Annotated in this window: 18 protein-coding genes; 7 read left to right on the forward strand and 11 right to left on the reverse strand. The window is 37.1% G+C overall.

Annotation, left to right across the window (positions count from 1 at the left end):
* The first annotated feature begins 8 nt into the window (after window positions 1-8).
* Window positions 9-641, forward strand: coding sequence for an SGNH/GDSL hydrolase family protein (locus ACOMC3_RS05995; protein ID WP_420318624.1), 633 nt, complete (start codon window positions 9-11; stop codon window positions 639-641).
* Window positions 604-1,011 carry a DoxX family protein gene (locus ACOMC3_RS06000; protein WP_420318625.1) on the forward strand — a complete coding sequence of 136 codons (408 nt, stop codon included), beginning with the start codon at window positions 604-606 and terminating at the stop codon, window positions 1,009-1,011. Before ACOMC3_RS05995 ends, ACOMC3_RS06000 begins: the two co-directional genes overlap by 38 nt.
* A 37-nt stretch (window positions 1,012-1,048) precedes the next feature.
* On the opposite strand, the gene ACOMC3_RS06005 is transcribed toward ACOMC3_RS06000, so the two are convergent.
* Window positions 1,049-1,513, reverse strand: coding sequence for a hypothetical protein (locus tag ACOMC3_RS06005; RefSeq protein ID WP_420318626.1), 465 nt, complete (start codon window positions 1,511-1,513; stop codon window positions 1,049-1,051).
* A gap of 128 nt (window positions 1,514-1,641) precedes the next feature.
* Here ACOMC3_RS06005 and ffh point away from each other — a divergent pair, with 128 nt between their 5' ends.
* The 3 genes from ffh (at window position 1,642) to ACOMC3_RS06020 (ending at window position 7,348) form a co-directional block, all read left to right on the forward strand.
* A complete protein-coding gene (gene ffh / locus ACOMC3_RS06010; protein WP_420318627.1) occupies window positions 1,642-2,970 on the forward strand; it encodes a signal recognition particle protein in 1,329 nt (442 codons plus the stop codon).
* Window positions 2,971-3,078: 108 nt separating this feature from the next.
* Window positions 3,079-3,924: a universal stress protein gene (locus ACOMC3_RS06015; RefSeq protein WP_420318628.1), complete on the forward strand. Its 846-nt coding sequence runs from the start codon at window positions 3,079-3,081 to the stop codon at window positions 3,922-3,924.
* A gap of 154 nt (window positions 3,925-4,078) precedes the next feature.
* A complete protein-coding gene (locus tag ACOMC3_RS06020) occupies window positions 4,079-7,348 on the forward strand; it encodes a ligand-binding sensor domain-containing protein (protein ID WP_420318629.1) in 3,270 nt (1,089 codons plus the stop codon).
* Window positions 7,349-7,350: 2 nt separating this feature from the next.
* On the opposite strand, the gene ACOMC3_RS06025 is transcribed toward ACOMC3_RS06020, so the two are convergent.
* Together ACOMC3_RS06025 and ACOMC3_RS06030 are read right to left on the reverse strand one after the other, a co-directional pair.
* Window positions 7,351-8,331: a pyruvate dehydrogenase complex E1 component subunit beta gene (locus ACOMC3_RS06025; RefSeq protein ID WP_420318630.1), complete on the reverse strand. Its 981-nt coding sequence runs from the start codon at window positions 8,329-8,331 to the stop codon at window positions 7,351-7,353.
* A gap of 149 nt (window positions 8,332-8,480) precedes the next feature.
* Window positions 8,481-10,244, reverse strand: coding sequence for a tetratricopeptide repeat protein (locus ACOMC3_RS06030; RefSeq protein WP_420318631.1), 1,764 nt, complete (start codon window positions 10,242-10,244; stop codon window positions 8,481-8,483).
* 146 nt (window positions 10,245-10,390) lie between these two features.
* On the opposite strand from ACOMC3_RS06030, the gene ACOMC3_RS06035 reads away from it, so the two are divergent.
* Window positions 10,391-10,606 carry a PspC domain-containing protein gene (locus tag ACOMC3_RS06035; protein WP_420318632.1) on the forward strand — a complete coding sequence of 72 codons (216 nt, stop codon included), beginning with the start codon at window positions 10,391-10,393 and terminating at the stop codon, window positions 10,604-10,606.
* Here the strand turns inward: ACOMC3_RS06035 and ACOMC3_RS06040 are convergent.
* From ACOMC3_RS06040 to hisS, 4 genes are read right to left on the reverse strand one after another with little or no spacing between them, the layout of a single operon-like run.
* Complete coding sequence (locus ACOMC3_RS06040; protein ID WP_420318633.1) at window positions 10,603-11,589, reverse strand: glycosyltransferase family 2 protein; 987 nt, start codon at window positions 11,587-11,589, stop codon at window positions 10,603-10,605. The genes ACOMC3_RS06035 and ACOMC3_RS06040 overlap by 4 nt on opposite strands.
* Window positions 11,590-11,922: a YbaB/EbfC family nucleoid-associated protein gene (locus ACOMC3_RS06045; protein WP_420318634.1), complete on the reverse strand. Its 333-nt coding sequence runs from the start codon at window positions 11,920-11,922 to the stop codon at window positions 11,590-11,592.
* A 6-nt stretch (window positions 11,923-11,928) separates the two neighbouring features.
* Window positions 11,929-13,554 carry a gliding motility-associated C-terminal domain-containing protein gene (locus tag ACOMC3_RS06050; RefSeq protein ID WP_420318635.1) on the reverse strand — a complete coding sequence of 542 codons (1,626 nt, stop codon included), beginning with the start codon at window positions 13,552-13,554 and terminating at the stop codon, window positions 11,929-11,931.
* Between the two features lie 28 nt (window positions 13,555-13,582).
* Window positions 13,583-14,938 (reverse strand): histidine--tRNA ligase, encoded by a 1,356-nt coding sequence (gene hisS / locus ACOMC3_RS06055; RefSeq protein ID WP_420318636.1) that lies wholly within the window; start codon window positions 14,936-14,938, stop codon window positions 13,583-13,585.
* Between the two features lie 41 nt (window positions 14,939-14,979).
* Here hisS and ACOMC3_RS06060 point away from each other — a divergent pair, with 41 nt between their 5' ends.
* Window positions 14,980-15,405: a hypothetical protein gene (locus ACOMC3_RS06060; RefSeq protein ID WP_420318637.1), complete on the forward strand. Its 426-nt coding sequence runs from the start codon at window positions 14,980-14,982 to the stop codon at window positions 15,403-15,405.
* A 114-nt stretch (window positions 15,406-15,519) separates the two neighbouring features.
* Here the strand turns inward: ACOMC3_RS06060 and ACOMC3_RS06065 are convergent, their stop codons facing one another.
* The 4 genes from ACOMC3_RS06065 to ACOMC3_RS06080 all read right to left on the reverse strand — a co-directional run bounded on the left by ACOMC3_RS06065 (window position 15,520) and on the right by ACOMC3_RS06080 (window position 18,030).
* On the reverse strand, window positions 15,520-16,431 hold the full coding sequence (locus tag ACOMC3_RS06065) for a hypothetical protein (protein WP_420318638.1): 912 nt from the start codon (window positions 16,429-16,431) through the stop codon (window positions 15,520-15,522).
* Window positions 16,432-16,487: 56 nt separating this feature from the next.
* Window positions 16,488-16,994 carry a hypothetical protein gene (locus ACOMC3_RS06070; RefSeq protein ID WP_420318639.1) on the reverse strand — a complete coding sequence of 169 codons (507 nt, stop codon included), beginning with the start codon at window positions 16,992-16,994 and terminating at the stop codon, window positions 16,488-16,490.
* A gap of 19 nt (window positions 16,995-17,013) precedes the next feature.
* The gene (locus ACOMC3_RS06075) at window positions 17,014-17,526 is read right to left on the reverse strand and encodes a DUF4199 domain-containing protein (protein ID WP_420318640.1); all 513 of its coding nucleotides are present in this window, start codon (window positions 17,524-17,526) and stop codon (window positions 17,014-17,016) included.
* Between the two features lie 75 nt (window positions 17,527-17,601).
* On the reverse strand, window positions 17,602-18,030 hold the full coding sequence (locus tag ACOMC3_RS06080; protein ID WP_420318641.1) for a response regulator transcription factor: 429 nt from the start codon (window positions 18,028-18,030) through the stop codon (window positions 17,602-17,604).
* Window positions 18,031-18,039: the final 9 nt, after the last annotated feature.

Below are 18,039 nucleotides of genomic sequence, written 5' to 3' on the forward strand. Positions count from 1 at the left end.
AATGTGATATGAAAAGATTGGTTTACTGTTTCGCCTTTTTGATCCTATCAATCCAATTTGTAAAGGCCCAGTCTTCAAAAGTATTGTTTGTTGGCAATAGCTTGACCTATACAAACAATTTACCTGAGTTGGTTGAGAAAGAGGCTAAACGTCAAGGGATAAAGGTGCAATCTAAAATGCTAGCCTTCCCCAACTATGCCATCATAGATCATTGGAATGATGGTGAAGTACAAAAATTAATTCAAAGTGAAAAGTATGATTATGTAGTTGTTCAGCAAGGACCCTCATCACAAAAGGAGGGAAGACAAATGCTGATCGAAGATGGAGCTCGACTACAAAAGCTATGTGCCAAACATGATGCAAAGCTTGTTTATTTCATGGTGTGGCCTTCAAGAACTTACTATTATACATTTGAAGGTGTGATTAAGAATCATAAAGATGCCGCCGATATGAATGACGCATTGCTATGTCCAGTTGGAGAGGCTTGGAAAGCATACTTTGATAGAAACGGTGATTTTTCTTTATATGGGAGGGATGGTTTTCATCCTTCTCCTAAAGGAAGCCGACTGGCAGCAAAAGTTATTGTAGATACTTTATTTGAAAATGATGAAACTCAAACCGTACGCGGATCTTCCAATTAGACTAACAGTAGGATTCCATTTAATATATGGTACACAGGATAATATATTTTCTTGGGATCGTATGATTGAGTTTAGGAATTTTCTTGAGGCATTTGGGATGCCTTTTCCATTATTTTCAGCGGTGATTTCTGTTTATGCCCAATTTTTTTGTGGCATACTTTTTATCCTTGGATGGAAAGTGAAAGAAGCTGGTTTGATAATGATCTTCAATTTTATTGTCGCTATTCTATTGGTTCACTTAGATGATCCATATCCAACTATTTATCCAGCGATATCTATGCTAGCCGGAGCTACATTTATGATTTTTTATGGAAATGGAAAAATCAGCGTGGAAGAGTGGATCAAATCAAAAAAGGTAACTAATCAATAGTTACCTTTTGCATTATAGCCTGCGTTTGATTGCATTCTTAATCTACACGTGTCATATAGACCGTACGATCCTCCTCATGCTCATCGCTGACAAGGATACCATCAATTAGTTTCCATTCGTCATCATCGGTGCTAATATTGAAATTATCATCATCATCTTCAATATCCTCGATAACAAGATATCCACGTTTGTTAATATACCAGGATCCTGTTTCCGTTTCCTTTTCATCGTAAGCAAGAACTGTGATTTTTACATCATTGTCTGACTGAAATTCAAAGTAGATTTCTATGTCTTCCATAATTCCTCCTACAAAACCTGAAATTGCTTTTATGAATACTTCTTCAAGCATGGTGTCAGCCTCTTCAGCTTCATCTTCCATTTCTTCTTCAATGTCAATCACAAGCTTCCATGTGCCTATGATATCTTTTTCCTTCACTTTTTGTGCATTCACAATAAATGCTGAAGCGAATAGTAACGCTAGTGTAAAAATTGTCCGTTTCATTTTGGTTGTATTTTGTTATGCAAGGTACTTGTTATACTTTATTTCTAAATAAAAGGTTTCATTTGTCAGGAACTATCATTCACTAATCACTATTTTATACCTTTGCAGCAGGATTTTTAAGAGCAATTATGTTTGATAGTTTAAGTGTAAAGTTAGATAGAGCGTTTAAAACGCTAAAAGGTCAAGGACAGATCACCGAGATCAATATCGCATCTACGATAAAGGAGATACGAAGGGCCTTAGTAGATGCTGATGTGAACTACAAAGTCGCAAAGGATGTAACAGATAAGATTAAGGAAGAAGCCTTAGGCAGAGATGTTCTTATAGCTGTTTCACCAGGCCAACTTCTTACAAAGATTGTTCAGGAAGAGCTCACTAATCTAATGGGTGAAACCAATGTTCCAATAAGCATTGAGGGAAATCCAAACATCATACTTATTTCTGGTCTTCAGGGTTCTGGTAAGACCACCTTTTCGGGCAAACTTGCAACCTATTTAAAGAAGCAAGGAAGAACCGTTTTACTTACTGCCTGCGACATATATAGACCTGCTGCAATCGACCAGTTAAAAGTGCTAGGTGAGCAGGTAGGAGTAGAAGTATATGCAGAACCTGAAAATAAGGATGCAGTAAAAATTGCAAAGAATGCCATTAAATACGCGAAAGAGAATGGCAAGAAATCAGTCATCATAGATACTGCAGGAAGACTTGCAGTTGATGAACAGATGATGAATGAGATATCTGAAATCAAAAAAGCGGTTAATCCAGCAGAGACACTATTTGTAGTCGATTCCATGACAGGTCAGGATGCAGTAAATACTGCGGCAACTTTCAATGAGCGATTGAATTTTGATGGGGTTGTTCTGACAAAACTCGATGGTGACACTCGAGGTGGAGCAGCTCTTTCCATCAGAAAAGAAGTAGAGAAGCCTATCAAATTCATCTCCACGGGAGAAAAAATGGATGCGATTGATTTATTCCATCCAGATCGAATGGCAAGCAGAATTCTTGGAATGGGTGATGTGGTAAGCTTAGTAGAGCGCGCTCAACAAAATTATGACGAGGAAGAAGCGAGAAGAATAAATAAGAAAATCCGAAAAAATCAGTTTGGATTTGATGACTTCCTGGCTCAAATGGAGCAAATGAAAAAAATGGGAAGCATGAAAGATCTACTCGGAATGATTCCTGGGATGGGTAAAGCCATCAAAGATATTGATATAGATGATGATTCTCTCAAGCCCATTGAGGCGATCATTAAATCAATGACTCCAAAAGAACGTACACAACCTGAAATTCTCAATGGTAACCGAAAACAGCGAATAGCTAAAGGAAGTGGAACGTCGATTCAAGAAGTAAATCAGCTCTTAAAGCAGTTTGAGCAGATGCGTAAAATGATGAAGATGATGAATAAGTCAGGAGGGAAGCGAGCACTTGCCAACATGCTTGGAGGAATGAAATAATTGGTTGTCAATCTTTAACATCTGATCAAAAGCAATTTTATAACTGATATATGTCCTGTTTCTAATCGGCTAGGCATTGTAGTTTGGTACTAACCAAATATCAATCCAATGAAAAATATATTAGTGCCATCAGATTTTTCCAATCTATCAGAATATGCATTAGAGTTTGCCGTGTCTTTAGCTGAGAAACTTGACGCTAGGGTAACCTTACTACATTGTGAGGAAATACCTCTTGGCGATACTTCTCTTCATTTATCTGGGGAAGCTGGTGGTGGTAGTGTTTCTGAAGATTCCCTTTACAACGCTCAATTATTTAGAGCAAATAGACAAAAGTTAAAAAAGTTGGAACAAGATTATTCCAGTGATAAAGTGCTTGTAAATGGCCAGCAATTTGGAAATGGATTCTTAAAAGGAATCATGACCTACATTGAGAAACATCCGACCGATTTAGTGGTGATCGGCACTACAGGTCAGGAAAGTATTCAGGAGTTTTTTAGTGGAAATCATACAGAGCAACTCATTGACAATCTAGATATACCAATAATTTCTCTGCAGGATCAGCAATTTCACCCTATTGAAGATATCGTTTTAGGTCTTGATATGGAGGATGAAATATATACTCAAAAAGCATTACACAAGGTAAAAGTAATTTGTGATGGCTTGGGTTCTACCCTTCATATTGTTGACATAACTAAATCTAAAGACGATGAAGATGCCATGCAATTGCTCAATAAGGTTGCGAAAATTGCTGGTTTATCAAATTACATGGTTGATGTAATAGAAGACAACCATCCGAATAAATCATTGCTTGAGTATGCTGAAGGAGTTGATGCGGGGCTAATTATTGTCTTATCATCGGCAAAGGGTGGACTTAGTAGGTTCTTAAATCACTCATTTGCAACCAGGCTTACCAAGAAATCTTCTATCCCTGTTTTAACTATCAAAAAAGACTAGTTTGAATATTTCTAGGAGGTAGCATTAGATCCTATCCATGTTTGTTGTGGAAAACATGAATTTCATCGAACGAATGAACTGACGCAATCATTACTTTCGTAATTTGAGGTTGTCGTTTAACCATATGGATTAATAGCTGGTTTAATCTAAGATGATGCATCAATTACTAAAGAGCATATCCGGTAGTCTTTTTTGGCTCCATGTTTTAACCTTTCTGTCGACCTATGGTCAAGAGTATAGGCCAAACATCCAGCATGTTTCTGCAAGGAGCGGTCTTTCCCAGAATACGACAACACAAATCATTCAAGATAAAGAAGGGTTTCTATGGATTGGTACCCAAGATGGACTAAATAAATTCGATGGTTATGACTTTAAAATTTATCGAACCAACGAGAATGATTCGACAACCCTTACAAATAACTATATCAAAACTATTGAAATTGATAAGTATGATAACATATGGCTGGGAACTCAAATAGGACTTACAAAATACAATACTAAAACAGGACGTTTCACTAGATTTCTCATGGATCAGGATTCATTACTAATCGACTTGAGGCGTGTAGTAAATGATCTATTAATTGATGGAGACAGAATATACATTGGTACAGAAAGTGGACTTTTAGTTGCTGACGATATAAAGAAACCAAGGTTTACGCTCGATCCGATTTTCCCCGGGGATGCCCATATCCGGGCTATTGTGAAAGATGATCGTGGGTTTATTTGGATTGGTACAGACGATGGAGAGCTATTCATTTATAAAGCCAGCGACGATAAATTCTATCAAATAAATATCCTAAATCAAGAAAGTAAACAAGCCATTCAATGTATGAGCTATTTTGATGGAAATATATGGATTGGAACAACCGAAGGAGTCAGGGCTCTGAAAATAGATAATATTAACTTCAATGAGGAGAAGACTTCTATAAGTTTAAAAGCTATCAAATACCCGTCACCACTTAATTACTTTGATATACAATCAATATTTCAAGACAGTAAAGGACAATTGTGGATAGGGACACATATGGAAGGTGTTTACATCCTTGATCCAGATAAAATGAGTTTTACAAGAATGAAATCAAACGGTGAAGAAAGTTTAATTGCTTTTGAGAGTATCACCGTTGGTGAAATATTTGAAGATAAAGACAAAAATATTTGGATCGGCACACAAGAAACGGGACTTTTTAAAATTCGACAATCGGGAAAAAAATTTGGGTTACTTAGATCTAATCCGGGTCAGTCAAGTTTGACAAGCAACCGAATACGTGGCTTAATGAAGAGAGGTCAAATCATTTGGATTGGAACCTCCAAGGGAGTGACACTTTTTGATCGTACCAATATGACCTATCAGTCTCTTCAAAATCAACTCATTAATAATAGCTCATTAAGTAGTAACGATATTAAAGCGATAACCACAGACCAGTTAAATAATGTATGGATTGGCACAAACGATGGACTCAATAGAGTTCAAATGCCAGCTTTTAGTCTAAACACATATTACGCTGATGATACAAATCCAGATGCTCTCATTTTAGAGAATCGAGTACGAAGTATTGCTTCTTTAAGTGATGGAAACATATGGGTGGGAACATTGGGTGGAGGTGTTTCAGTTATTGATCCAAAAACACTCGCATCAGTTGCCCATTATTTTCATAATCCAAAGGATACCACATCCATATCAAGTAATAATGTGATGAACATATTTGAGGACTCTGATAAGAATATTTGGGCTTCAACATATGGGGGAGGGCTTAATAGACTTGTTAAAGGCACTACAGATTGGGAAAAAGTTAAAGAAACGAATGAGGCTGAATTTCCTCTCTTGCTAACCACCATTAGTGAAGATAAACAAGGATTTTTATGGGTTGGGACTTATGGAAATGGGATAATAAGGCTCGATCGAAATGATTTATCGTATAAAATATTTAGTAAGAAAGATGGGTTAAGCAATAATGTAACTTATGCTTCAATCCCAACAAATCAACACGTATGGATTAGTACGAATTATGGTATTAATCGTTATGACTTATCATCTCAAGAGTTTACTACATATAATGTGAATGATGGTCTTCAATCTAATGAGTTTAATTCCAACTCCTATTTATTATGCCAGTCCGGTGAAATATTCTTTGGAGGTGTCAATGGACTCACCTTTTTTTATCCGGATAGTATTATTGACAACACTTCTGTTCCTGATTTGGCCTTTACAGAATTGGAAATTTTCAATAGACCTGTTTCTCCTAACGAAAAGGTCATGGGTGGAGAAGCTCCAATTAATGGGCTTATTAGAGATTCATCCAAGATTACTTTAAGTCATTTTCATAATGTTTTTACTGTCGGATTTACTGCATTAGATTTTATAAGTCCGGAAGATATTAAGTATGCTTACCGGTTAGAAGGATTTGAAGAAGAGTGGATTTACACTAATTCAGAAGTGCGAAATGCTACATATACCAATTTAAAACCTGGGGATTATGTATTTCAAGTGAAGGCATCAAATAATGACGGAATTTGGCTCGATAAACCAATCTCATTGTTTATCAGAGTTAAGCCGAGCATTTGGCAAACATGGTGGTTCCGGTTTTTAGTTGGTGCTTTGATATCTGCGGTGATAGGCCTATTGATTTATCGTCGAATAAATAAGGTTGAGATACGGAAAAAATTTCTGGAATCTAAAATTCAGGAACATACGAAGGAAATTTCAGAGCAGAATCTTCAGCTAATGAAATCTTCTGAGCACTTGAAAAACCTAAATAGGAAAAAGGATCAAATGTTCTATCTCTTGGCTCATAATGTAAGAGCACCACTTACTACACTAAAGGCATTGTTTAATCACTTTCGCCCTGAGAGTAGAACGGATGATAATGGTTTTGGGGAATATTTAGATGAGTTAAATCAAAACGTAACGGAAACGATTCAGCTTTTAGATAATACATTTTACTGGTCTAAGCTTCAGTTCGAGGATTTATATCTACATCAAGAATATTTTAATATTTCTGACCTAGTAGATTCGGCCGTGGGTAAGTACAAAAAAGAACTGAGCAATAAGAAGCTCACAATGGATATTAATGTCATAGCACATGACATTATCGGTGACCCTAAAATGCTGACAGTCATTCTATTGAACCTTATTCGGAATGCAATAAAATATAGCTATCCTAATTCTCAAATAAAGATTAATGGTGTTGAAGATCAAAATAGAATATTGCTTTCTATAGAAGATTATGGAGTTGGTTTATCTGATGAAGAAATAAAAAGCCTCTTCGACGAGGATAGAAATATAAATAAGTTAGGAACTCTCGAGGAGAAAGGTACCGGGCTCGGCTTATTGTTAAGCTATAAGATTGCTCAAAAGCTTGGCTATTTATTGAAGGTAGAAAGTGAACCTAGCCTTACAAGGTTCACTATTGAAATACCTTTGTAATCCTACTTATTATAAGTGACCGCTTTGATTGCCTCAATGGTTCGCTCAACGTTTGGAAGTACTTCTTCAATTAATGTTGGGGCATAAGGAAGAGAAACATCTTTGTTTGTGATTCTATGCACAGGGGCATCTAACCAATCAAACGCATTTCGCTGTACATGATGACTGATTTCTGAAGAGATGGAGGCTAGCGGCCAGGCTTCTTCGACGATCACCAATCGATTGGTTTTCTTTACCGACTCAACAATGGTGTGATAATCAATGGGTCTTACAGAGCGAAGGTCTATTACTTCAGCGTCTGTACCTTCTTTAGCTAATTCATCAGCAGCTTGATTGGCTACTTTCATCATCTTTCCAAAAGATAGAAGTGTGACATCAGATCCTTCTCGTACAATATTTGCCTCACCAATTTCGAGTAAATATTCTTCTTCAGGCACTTCACCTTTATCTCCATACATCAATTCTGACTCCATGAAGATAACAGGGTTTTCATCTCTGATTGCAGTTTTTAATAATCCTTTAGCATCGTATGGATTGGATGGTACTACTACTTTAAGTCCAGGTGTATTTGCATACCAATTTTCAAAGTTTTGAGAGTGTTGCTGACTCAGTTGACCTGCATTACCAGTTGGTCCTCTAAATACAATTGGAACACTGTACTGACCACCCGACATAGAGAGCATTTTTGCAGCACTGTTTATCACCTGATCAATCGCTACAAGAGAGAAATTAAATGTCATAAATTCAATAATAGGTCGAAGGCCATTCATTGCAGAACCAACACCTACACCAGCGAAACCAAGTTCAGCAATCGGCGTATCGATTACTCGTTTTGGCCCAAATTCATCCAACATTCCTTGACTAACCTTGTAGGCTCCATTGTACTCTGCCACTTCTTCGCCCATTAAGTAAACTGTATCATCCCTTCTCATCTCTTCACTCATTGCTTCTCCCAGGGCTTCTCTAAATTGGATTTCTCTCATTGTACAAGTCGTGTTTTAGGTCTGCTAAATTAATGATGAATGAATGATTATGGAGCTTTCAATAAGCATTTAATCATGGTATTTGCCTATACGCATAAAAAAAGCCCTACCATAAGGCAGGGCTTCTATATATTCTGAATCTATTTGAATTACTTCACTGCTTCGTTAACAGCATCAGCATAGTTTGCAAACTCAAGATCATTCAATGCCATGTCCTTGTATGAAGGCTCAGCATCAACTGCTTTCTTAAGGTTAGAACCTACTCCAGAAGCATTATTTTGTCTTGCAGAAGAAACTGCTAATAGGTAGTAAGCATCCGCTCTATCTACTTGCTTAAATTCCGCATCTGCCATGCTGTAATCTCCACTCAATAGATGAGCAAGACCTCTATCTATCATAACATTTTCGCTGTTAGTTGCAGAAGCAAATGACGCTTTCGCTTTGTCATACTCTGACATTCTAACTTCAACGGCACCTTTCATTGCGCTTACTCTTCCATTGATATCGTTAGAAGATGAGCTGACATTTCCAAGTGTTTCGTAAGCAGCAGCATAATCCCCTTGAAGGATTTGAACAGCAGCCATGTTAGACTGTACCTCGCCAGCAGAACTCATTTTGTTCATTGCAATCTCAAGCTGAGTTGCAGCACCATCTAATTTAGAATCATCACCTCTAAGTGCCATCTCGATATGAGCAGCAGCAAGGTTGTTATGTGCTTGCCACATTCCAGACTTGTCAGCAGCAGCCTTATAAATTGCTGCTTTTTCTTCAAGAGATGGAGTAAGTGTCGCACTGAACATAAGCTCTTCGATTGTCAAAGTGTCCGCATCAGCTGAACCATCAACAATCGCTTTTGCTAACACAGCAATTTCAGCATTTGATTTTTTAGGCTTCACAGTTAATACTTCTGTTTTAGCTGATCTCAAACCTGGATACACATCGTTAAATACTTTTTTGTAAGTAGAAAGCTTTTGCATTTCTTTTTCCTTCTCAACGAAAGATCCAGAACCATTAATGATGTTGTTATAATCTCTTTTCTCCTCAGCGGAGATGCCATCATAAGAAGCTAAAGCAGCTTTGAAAGCAGTCCAGTTCTGGATTACCGGCTTAAGGATAAAATCAATTGAATCAGCAGCACCTTTGTAATCGTAACGATCCATTCTGTTTCTGTAGAATTTCTCGATTTCTTTTGCACGATCTTCAGAAAGGTCGGTGTTGATTGTTTCTGTTCCTTCAGGAGAGTGAGTACCTGTGATTGTAACCGTTCTTGTTACATTTTTCTCAGCAATGAATCCACTCAGTTCATCTCTTTTAGATCTGTTAGAAACACCATCATAGCTTAAAGAAGTTCTAAGGTTAGATTTTCCTTGATCAAAGTAAAAGCTAACGTTTGTAGGAACTAACTCTTCCTTGTCATTATAGCCATGCTCTGCATAAGAAACCATTGCTACATCTTTCACCCAACCAGAAGTCATGATTAATCCCTGAGCAACAGCCAATCTTTCAGTAGATTTTGACTTACCATTTCTGGTGTCTGTAGCTACTCCTTGAACATATAATGTTCCAGGGTTCATTCCTACTTGATATGGGAATGAGAAGTTAGTTGACTTCCGAGAAGTCGTTGTTGAACTGTTAGGAAAGTCAGAAGCATTGAATTCAATAGATCCAACACTTAATTCCTGATCGCCATACACATAAAGCGTGTTTAGTGTAAAGCTAGTGTTCGCTGGAAGAATTTTAGGAGGCAAAACAGCGCTCATTTCGAAAGGAACGTTACCGCCGTGTACCTCAAGTGGATTAGGATCCACCTGTAGATCATTCTCCTGAGCCAATTTTATAATTTTATCAAGCTTACAACCTGAGAGTAATATTACTCCCGCAGCTAAAGCAATGGCTAGGTTAAATTTTTTCATTTGATTCAGTTTTTTTAATTGTACAAACAATAAATAGTATAATTCTTAGTTATAGTGCTCGCAAAATTAATCGAAAATATGATTTTAATGCACAATTGAGGTAACTATCTAAAACTTCTATTGTTTATCTTTGCGTCTGTAAAAGAATGAATATGCAAGACTTTCTGGAAAAATATGCTTTTGGGGTTTGTACTCGTCTCGGTGAAAAACTACGTATTCCTACTTCCAGTATTCGTTTATTCTTCATTTATAGCTCTTTTTTGACTTTCGGATCACCTGTTATTATTTATTTAGGCCTTGCTTTCATTATGAATTTTAGAAAGCATCTAAGGAGAAGAAATAATACTTTGTGGTACTATTAGATTTCGCTAAACTTCCTGTTATTCTTTAAGTAGTATTCAAAAATTAGCAATTTTGATTTTGGAGTACTTGAAGTAATGGTCCTTTTCCTGAGGGTTCGTCGAAAATTAGCAACCATGTACAGGTGAGCTTTTATTACCGCAAGTGAATGTTTAGGTTTTCCTTCAATTAAAAATTTGACTGAAGCAACCCAGTCAAGGAAAATACGAACTGGAAGTTTCAACAGCAACTTGTCTGCTGGAAGATTCTTTATCAAAAGGCTTAGGCCGTTTCTGAAATTAAGATAGGTTTTGAATGGATTCGTCTTGTCAAGTGTACCACCACCAACATGATAAATTGTTGATTGGGGAATGCTTCTTACGCCATAACCATGGCTGTGTATTTTCCAGCAAAGATCAATCTCTTCCATATGGGCAAAATAGTCATCATCAAATCCACCTGCCTCCTTAAAAATTTTACTTCTTATCATCATGCACGCTCCTGATGCCCAAAATATATCAATGGACTGATCGTACTGGCCGGTATCCATTTCAAGGTGATCTAGCACCCGACCTCTGCAAAATGGATAACCCAGAAAATCAATAAACCCACCACACGCACCCGCATATTCGAATAAATCTTTATTGTTGTAGTCTTTTATCTTGGGTTGACATGCAGCATAATGGGGATTATTGTCTAAAAAAGTAACCATTGGGTCTAGCCAATTTTCAGTCACCTCCACATCTGAATTAAGGAGCACATAGTATTCGGATTTTATATCTGCTAAGACCTGGTTGTAGCCTCCAGTAAAACCGAGGTTTTGAGTAAGCGCTATTAGTTTAAGATCAGGATATTCGGCCTTTATAAAATCAATCGACCCATCAGTCGAAGCATTATCTGCAATTATAACCTCTGCGCTAGAGCTATACTTGATTACTAGTGGTAAAAACTTTTCGAGAAAAGCTTTCCCATTGTAATTGAGTATGACGACTGCTGTCTTGATCATTTACATCATTCCTGATAAATCCATCCCAGGAATATTGGGCATTAGACCTTCGGTGGATTTTTTAATATGCTCTTTTGCTTTAATGTCTGCTTCTTGAATGGCTTTATTGGCTGCAGCAACAATAAGATCTCTCATCATATCCTTGTCAGCCTCATTCACTAGTGAGCTATCGATATCCAACCCAATCAATTCTTTGTTTCCGTTAGCTGTAGCTTTCACCAAACCTCCACCTGATTCTCCTTCCACAATTATATCCTTTAACTGATCCTGGGCTTCCTTCATTTTGGATTGCATCTCCTTCACTTTGCCCATCATTTTCATCATATCGAACATATCCTTCTATTTTTTTATCAATGCAAAAGTACCTTTTTGTGTGCGTATTTCTCCGCTTGAAGTTTCAAAGGTGATTTCATAAAGATAAGTTCCCTCATTTGCAGCAGATCCTCCGATTGTTCCATCCCATCCTGGAGATGCTTGATCTGAGCTATAAATAAGTTGACCCCACCTCGAATAGATCTTTGTGGTCGCAATTTCTGTTGGCAATCCAAAGAGCTCAAGCGTGTCGTTTAGCCCATCACCATTAGGAGTAAAAGCGGTGGGAACATAAACCACCAACTCATGTCTAACAGTTACAGCGTTGGAATTTAATGTGATTCCATTTGATGCGTATGTGGTTGAAGCACTAACAAATTGTCTTGGACTGCCATCTTTTGCATCAAGTTGTACTGTAAAATTGGATTGTGTGATTTCACCACTGGTTTTTGAAAAATCATTACCAGTATGATATTCATTGACGCCTAATTCCTGGATGGAATTATTTGGAGGAATAAAGGATACATTAAATGTGTTAGTATTTACATTATCGACCTCTACTAAAGGTGGATTTGTTTCCGCTGAATAGAGGATTTGGTTACAACTATCTACATAATCTATCTGATAATAATATCGCCTTGCTTTAGACCCAACTGGATCTGTAAAGGAGCCTGTCTGGTTAGACCTTTCTTCGAATTCACCTTGATCAAGCCTCCTAAATATTTTAAAACTACCACTCCCAACCTCATCGAGATTAATGTAAATGCCAGAACCTGTATAAATTGAATACATTGACTCAAATGGTGAAAGCGATAAATCATTAGATTCGGCACAAAAGTTTTCACTGAAATCTGATGTGTCGTTACATGGATCATAAGCTTCTATATTCACACAGTAGTTTTGTCTATTAAAAGGAATGTCATTTAGGACAATTGTTGACTCTGATAGATATCCATCAAATAATAGAATGGGAGAGGGTTGAATAAGATTGATTCGATAATTGATCAGTGAATCTATTGAATCTAATTCCAGATAAAGTGTAAAAAGATCTTTACATGTTTCTTTTACTGAGGCGTTGACTATCTCCGGTGATTCTAACACTGGGATTGGAGCTATATTGTCAAAGAAGGTTGAGCATATTTCATCTGCGTTTTGAAAAAGGCCTTTCAAAGCAACCACCTGAGAATCGTTGGTTGAGAATGTAAAGGATCCAGTCTGACCATTAATTAATGTTACTGAATCATTCAAAGTAAAATAAACACGAATGCTATCGTAATAAGTGTCAGCGGAAGTGACAGAGATTTGCCGGCCATTACATTTACTATACAAAACCTGAGGTTTTAAGGAAGTCAAGGCTTCTACAAAAAGGGTGTCGGTTTTATCATCAATTCCATCAACACCTACTACCTGCACTATTTGATAAACTCCAGGATCTTGATACGAAAAGGTTTGATTATTGGTAATGTCAGCTCCTTCAAAGTAGTAATATTGGCGAGTAACATCACCAAAAGTGTCGAGCTCTGTAATATTTACAGTCATGGGTGCACATCCTTTGTCAAATTCGACACTAAATCGCCCTTTACTACTTAAAACCTGAGCCGAAAGCAGCATTGGAAATAAAAGAACAAATATGATTGGTGTCCAGCGATGCATTTAGTCCATTAACGTGGGTCTCGTAAAATTAACCTTTTAAGTGCTGGATTATTTTATCTATTTGCATTGGTTTTTGTTCACCCGTACTCATGTTTTTAAGCATGTATTCACCTGACTCCATCTCTTGATCTCCAATAATCAATGTATATGGCGTTTGAATTTTATCAGCGTAATTAAACTGCTTTTTGATTTTGTCAGCTGTGGGGTACAGATCAGCTTTGATTCCGTTTGACCTTAGATCCATTACTATTTTTTGCCCATGTTCGTGAGTCTCTTCACTAAAATGAACAACCAAAACTTCAATCCTTTGCGTGATTTTTTCTGGAAAGAGGTTTAATTCCTCCATTACATCATAAATACGGTCAAGTCCGAATGAGATACCTATTCCTGAGATTCCTTCAAGACCAAATACTCCGGTAAGATTATCATATCGACCCCCTCCGCAGATGCTCCCCATCTTGACAGATGTGGGCTTTACCTCGTAGATCATGCCCGTATAGTAGGAGAGACCTCTGGCTAGAGACAGATCAAGTTCTACCTGAATGTTTTTCTCTGAAAATTTACCAAGCTGCTCAAAATATTTTTTTACTTCAAGAACCCCTTCATTTTCAGAATCTATCGATTCGATTTTACTAAGCAGTTGATCTATTTCTGAGAGAGATAAAATATTCATTACCTCCTTCATTTGATTAGAATCAGCACCCAAAGCAAGTACATTTTCTATTACCTTATCCTCACCAATTTTATCAAGCTTATCAATTTCAGCGCAAAAAGGGACTTCTTTTCCTTTCAACCCAACGAACGTCGCGAGCAGGAATAAAATCTCTCTGTGATTTATTTTAATGACATAGTCAGATAAGTTTAGGTCATTAAAAACGTCAGTAATTAATAAGGTAAGTTCAACCTCATTCCAAATGCCTTTGGTTCCTATTATATCTGCATCACATTGATAAAACTCTCGGTAACGTCCTTTCTGAGGACGATCAGCTCTCCATACGGGTTGTATTTGAAATCGTTTGAAAGGAAATGCAATTTCGTGTTGATTCATTACCACGAACCTTGCAAATGGAACTGTGAGATCATATCTCAGTCCTTTTTCAGAAATTTTATTAATGAGGTGCTTACTACCTTGTTGGTAATCACCCTCTGAACTTTTACTGAGATAATCACCTGAATTTAGAATTTTATAAAGCAGTTGATCTCCTTCGTCTCCATATTTCCCTGTTAGAGTAGAAAGATTTTCCATTGCAGGGGTCTCGAGCTGAGTGAATCCATATCGCGTAAAGTTGCTCTTGATTTTATCAATTATGTAGCTTCTTTTGGAAGAAATCTCAGGGCCAAAATCACGAGTGCCTCTTGGAAGAGTAGGCTTACTTTTAGACATTCAATTTTTCGTTTTGGACAAAACTACATAATCCCCTAAATTTGCGGCTCATTTCAAGTAAGAAGACCAAGAAGATGGCCGTAACAAGATTAGAAAGAAAAGGTAGAAAAAATAAAAATGTCGCAAAGAATAGAGTGAACGCAATGAAGCGATTAAACGCTGTTCCTTCTATCAAAAATGTGGACATTGAAGAGATAAAAGCTGAATTTGCTAAAAAGACTAAGACCAAGAAGGAAGAACCTAAAGCAGAAAAAGCTGTAGCAAAAAAAGAGGAAGCACCTAAAGCTAAGGCTGAAAAAGCTGAGACAAAAGCAGCTCCTGAAAAGGAGACTAAAAAGGCAGCTCCGAAGAAAAAAGCTACTCCTAAGGCTGAGGCTAAGAAAGAAGAAAAGCCAAAAGCCGAGAAAAAGGAAACTAAAAAAGCTGCACCAAAGAAAGCAGCTGCGAAGAAAAAAGAGGATAAGTAATTATCCTTTTTCTATCAAGCCAAACATTTCCCTGGACGGTATCGTCTGGGGATTTTTTTGCATAAAAAAAGCACCAACAGTGTTGATGCTTTGAGTCGATTAGGTAATTAAGTACTAATCCTCAGTAATCTTTTCTCTGATTCGCTTTACCTCTAAGGTGATGTCTCTCATAACATCTCTTGTTAGGGTAAAATCAGGATCATTTGCCATTTTTTCTTCTATCTCCTGCAGGTCACCTTTATAAAGTCTATCCAATATGGATAGTTCGGTGATCATCTCAGCAATTGTGTCATCAAAAGGAAGATCATTTAATACTTCAATAATATCTAGTAAAGCCTCCTCTTCACCAAGAACAATTTTTACTAGTGGCTCTAGGAGTTTTTGGTTTTCCGGGGTATCAGGGAATGTTTCTAAGGTGATTACTGCCTGGTATAATCCTTCAACAAAACTTCCTGTAAGTGCAAGACCTGCCATCGTCAAATGGTGATCCTCCTCCATTTTTAAGCTGGTCTCAAGGAAAAGTTTCGCGAGAATTCTGGAAATTTCATCTTCATTTTGATCTTTAATATGGCCTCTGAATTCGTTGAGGTCATCTTCATTGTAGATAGCCGAATCACCTAAAAATTCAGCCATACTATGAGAGGCTTTTAAATATTCAATGCAATCATCTTCATGGCCATATGCAGCTAAATAGCTGATGTCAGATGCATAAACGCCCATGTTAAGCGCCATTTTATCACGGTTGCTTTTGTAGCTTTCTATATTGCTGAGTGAATTTGTGTGTGCCCGATCAAATCCAGCACCGATAGATTTTAACGTAAATGGAACCAAAGAGGGGTCTGGTAGGTCTTCCATTAATTTTTCTAAATCGTGAATCGTTTTTTCTTCTGCAAGTTCTTCTCTGGATTTTTCATTTTCACCAGATGATGAGCTGCTAGTGCAACTAGCAACCACGCAGACAATAAGCAAGAGAGTCAGGATGTTATATGATGATTTCATTATGTTTTCAACTATGTTCTTATTCAAGTTTAATGGTTTTTAACCTAAAAGATATCTGTTTTAAGATTTAATGAATGTTTTGTTCACATTCCAATGTCATATAATACACCTGGTATATCATGATGCTTGCCATCAAGGTATACTTCTATTTTATTGTTGGTAGAAAGCAGATTTTGTTCAAAAGAATATCTGATACTCTCATTAAAGAATATTTGAACATTACTTTGGGTGATAAGTACATCAACCTTGATGCTTTGTGATTGGTTGCTGCTACTGTCCGTTGAAGCAACAATGTCGTCGAACGGCCAGATGAAATCAGTTACTCCACCGGAATTGTTCAAAGCGATTTTTAAGTCACTAAAGGGCTCGTTAATTTGAAAATTAAACCAAGCCTGTCCATCTGCTTCCAGTGCCTTTAATTTCCCTCTTCGCTTACTTGTAATGTTTGAACGAATACTGTCTGGAATATATTCACCTTCAATTTTATTAAGGGGAATTATGGTTTCCGAGCTAGCTTCGTTCTCATTGGTAGAAGAAGTACAGCCCAAAAGCAAGGCTGCACAAATCAGGATGATAATTTCTCTTAACATAAGAGAAAGTTAGATATTTCTATTTTCTCTTCAATATCAAAGCAGAAATAAGTGAGACAATTAAGCCTAAGGGTAAAATTTCCATCAAAGTCATAGGAATGCGATAAAGAGGGTTTTCGTATTTCACCATCCATTCAGCCATGCTTGCTTTTTCAGTCGCAATTTCGGTTGCGCTAAGGCCTTGTTCTTCAAGATTAGATATGAGATATTCACCATACTTTTCTCCGAAATCTGACTGAAAGTTTGGGTAGTAAACTTCCCATCCCACCACGTATATGAGCGAGGCGATTGAGACAATAATAAATCCCTTTAGAAATGCCTCCTTGAAAGAAATTGATCCATTTAGCTCTTTGTCCCTAAATGATTTTACTCCAAAAAACACGGTTGAAAGAGCGATAAGCATTGCCGTATAACCCAATGTCTCTCCTAATGAGAAGTCAAAGTTATCTCCCTGGAAAACTGAATCAAGGGCAAACCATCCGATTACATTGATAAGGCCTGCCAGGAGACCAAAATAGATTAGCTTTTTCATAGTCTTATTTTTTTGCTTCAAATCACTCATTTTCCGGGGTTCTTTTTTTCATACTTTCGGGTGATTTGACAAAAATCACTCTTTTGGCGGATGAATTAAAGCCATTTCTCGCGCCTTTTGAATTGCTTGCGTTCTTCTTTTTACATTCAACTTGCTATAAATGTTGGAAATATGTGTTTTGGCTGTATTAAGTGAAACAAATAGTTTATCTGCAATTTCTTGATTAGAATATCCTTGAGCCATGAGATCCAATACTTCAATCTCTCTTTTACTGAGTCCTAGTTTGTTTGGATCGAACGATTGAAATGTTCTTTTTTTATACATGTTGGCACCAAGTAAAATGCCACCAACAAGGAATACCACGCCAATAATGGCCCCATAAATTTCTATTCGTAAATCCCTAATGATGGTGCGGTAATGAATTACCTCCAATAACACCATTAATAGACCCATCATACCACCATAAATCCAATAGATTTTATTTAGACGTTGAGGCTTTCTCAAAATTCTCTA

The sequence above is a fragment of the Ekhidna sp. genome (genome assembly GCF_965212185.1).
In the GTDB taxonomy this organism is placed as follows: domain Bacteria; phylum Bacteroidota; class Bacteroidia; order Cytophagales; family Cyclobacteriaceae; genus Ekhidna.

Bases quoted from the DNA above. Each gene is read 5' to 3' on its own strand.
- ffh (WP_420318627.1), top strand. From the start codon at position 1,642: ATGTTTGATAGTTTAAGTGTAAAGTTAGATAGAGCGTTTAAAACGCTA.
- hisS (WP_420318636.1), bottom strand. From the start codon at position 14,938: ATGTCTAAAAGTAAGCCTACTCTTCCAAGAGGCACTCGTGATTTTGGC.
- ACOMC3_RS06070 (WP_420318639.1), bottom strand. From the start codon at position 16,994: ATGTTAAGAGAAATTATCATCCTGATTTGTGCAGCCTTGCTTTTGGGC.
- ACOMC3_RS06045 (WP_420318634.1), bottom strand. From the start codon at position 11,922: ATGTTCGATATGATGAAAATGATGGGCAAAGTGAAGGAGATGCAATCC.
- ACOMC3_RS06020 (WP_420318629.1), top strand. From the start codon at position 4,079: ATGCATCAATTACTAAAGAGCATATCCGGTAGTCTTTTTTGGCTCCAT.
- ACOMC3_RS06005 (WP_420318626.1), bottom strand. From the start codon at position 1,513: ATGAAACGGACAATTTTTACACTAGCGTTACTATTCGCTTCAGCATTT.
- ACOMC3_RS06035 (WP_420318632.1), top strand. From the start codon at position 10,391: ATGAATATGCAAGACTTTCTGGAAAAATATGCTTTTGGGGTTTGTACT.
- ACOMC3_RS06075 (WP_420318640.1), bottom strand. From the start codon at position 17,526: ATGAAAAAGCTAATCTATTTTGGTCTCCTGGCAGGCCTTATCAATGTA.
- ACOMC3_RS06050 (WP_420318635.1), bottom strand. From the start codon at position 13,554: ATGCATCGCTGGACACCAATCATATTTGTTCTTTTATTTCCAATGCTG.
- ACOMC3_RS06025 (WP_420318630.1), bottom strand. From the start codon at position 8,331: ATGAGAGAAATCCAATTTAGAGAAGCCCTGGGAGAAGCAATGAGTGAA.
- ACOMC3_RS06030 (WP_420318631.1), bottom strand. From the start codon at position 10,244: ATGAAAAAATTTAACCTAGCCATTGCTTTAGCTGCGGGAGTAATATTA.
- ACOMC3_RS06040 (WP_420318633.1), bottom strand. From the start codon at position 11,589: ATGATCAAGACAGCAGTCGTCATACTCAATTACAATGGGAAAGCTTTT.
- ACOMC3_RS06000 (WP_420318625.1), top strand. From the start codon at position 604: ATGATGAAACTCAAACCGTACGCGGATCTTCCAATTAGACTAACAGTA.
- ACOMC3_RS05995 (WP_420318624.1), top strand. From the start codon at position 9: ATGAAAAGATTGGTTTACTGTTTCGCCTTTTTGATCCTATCAATCCAA.
- ACOMC3_RS06015 (WP_420318628.1), top strand. From the start codon at position 3,079: ATGAAAAATATATTAGTGCCATCAGATTTTTCCAATCTATCAGAATAT.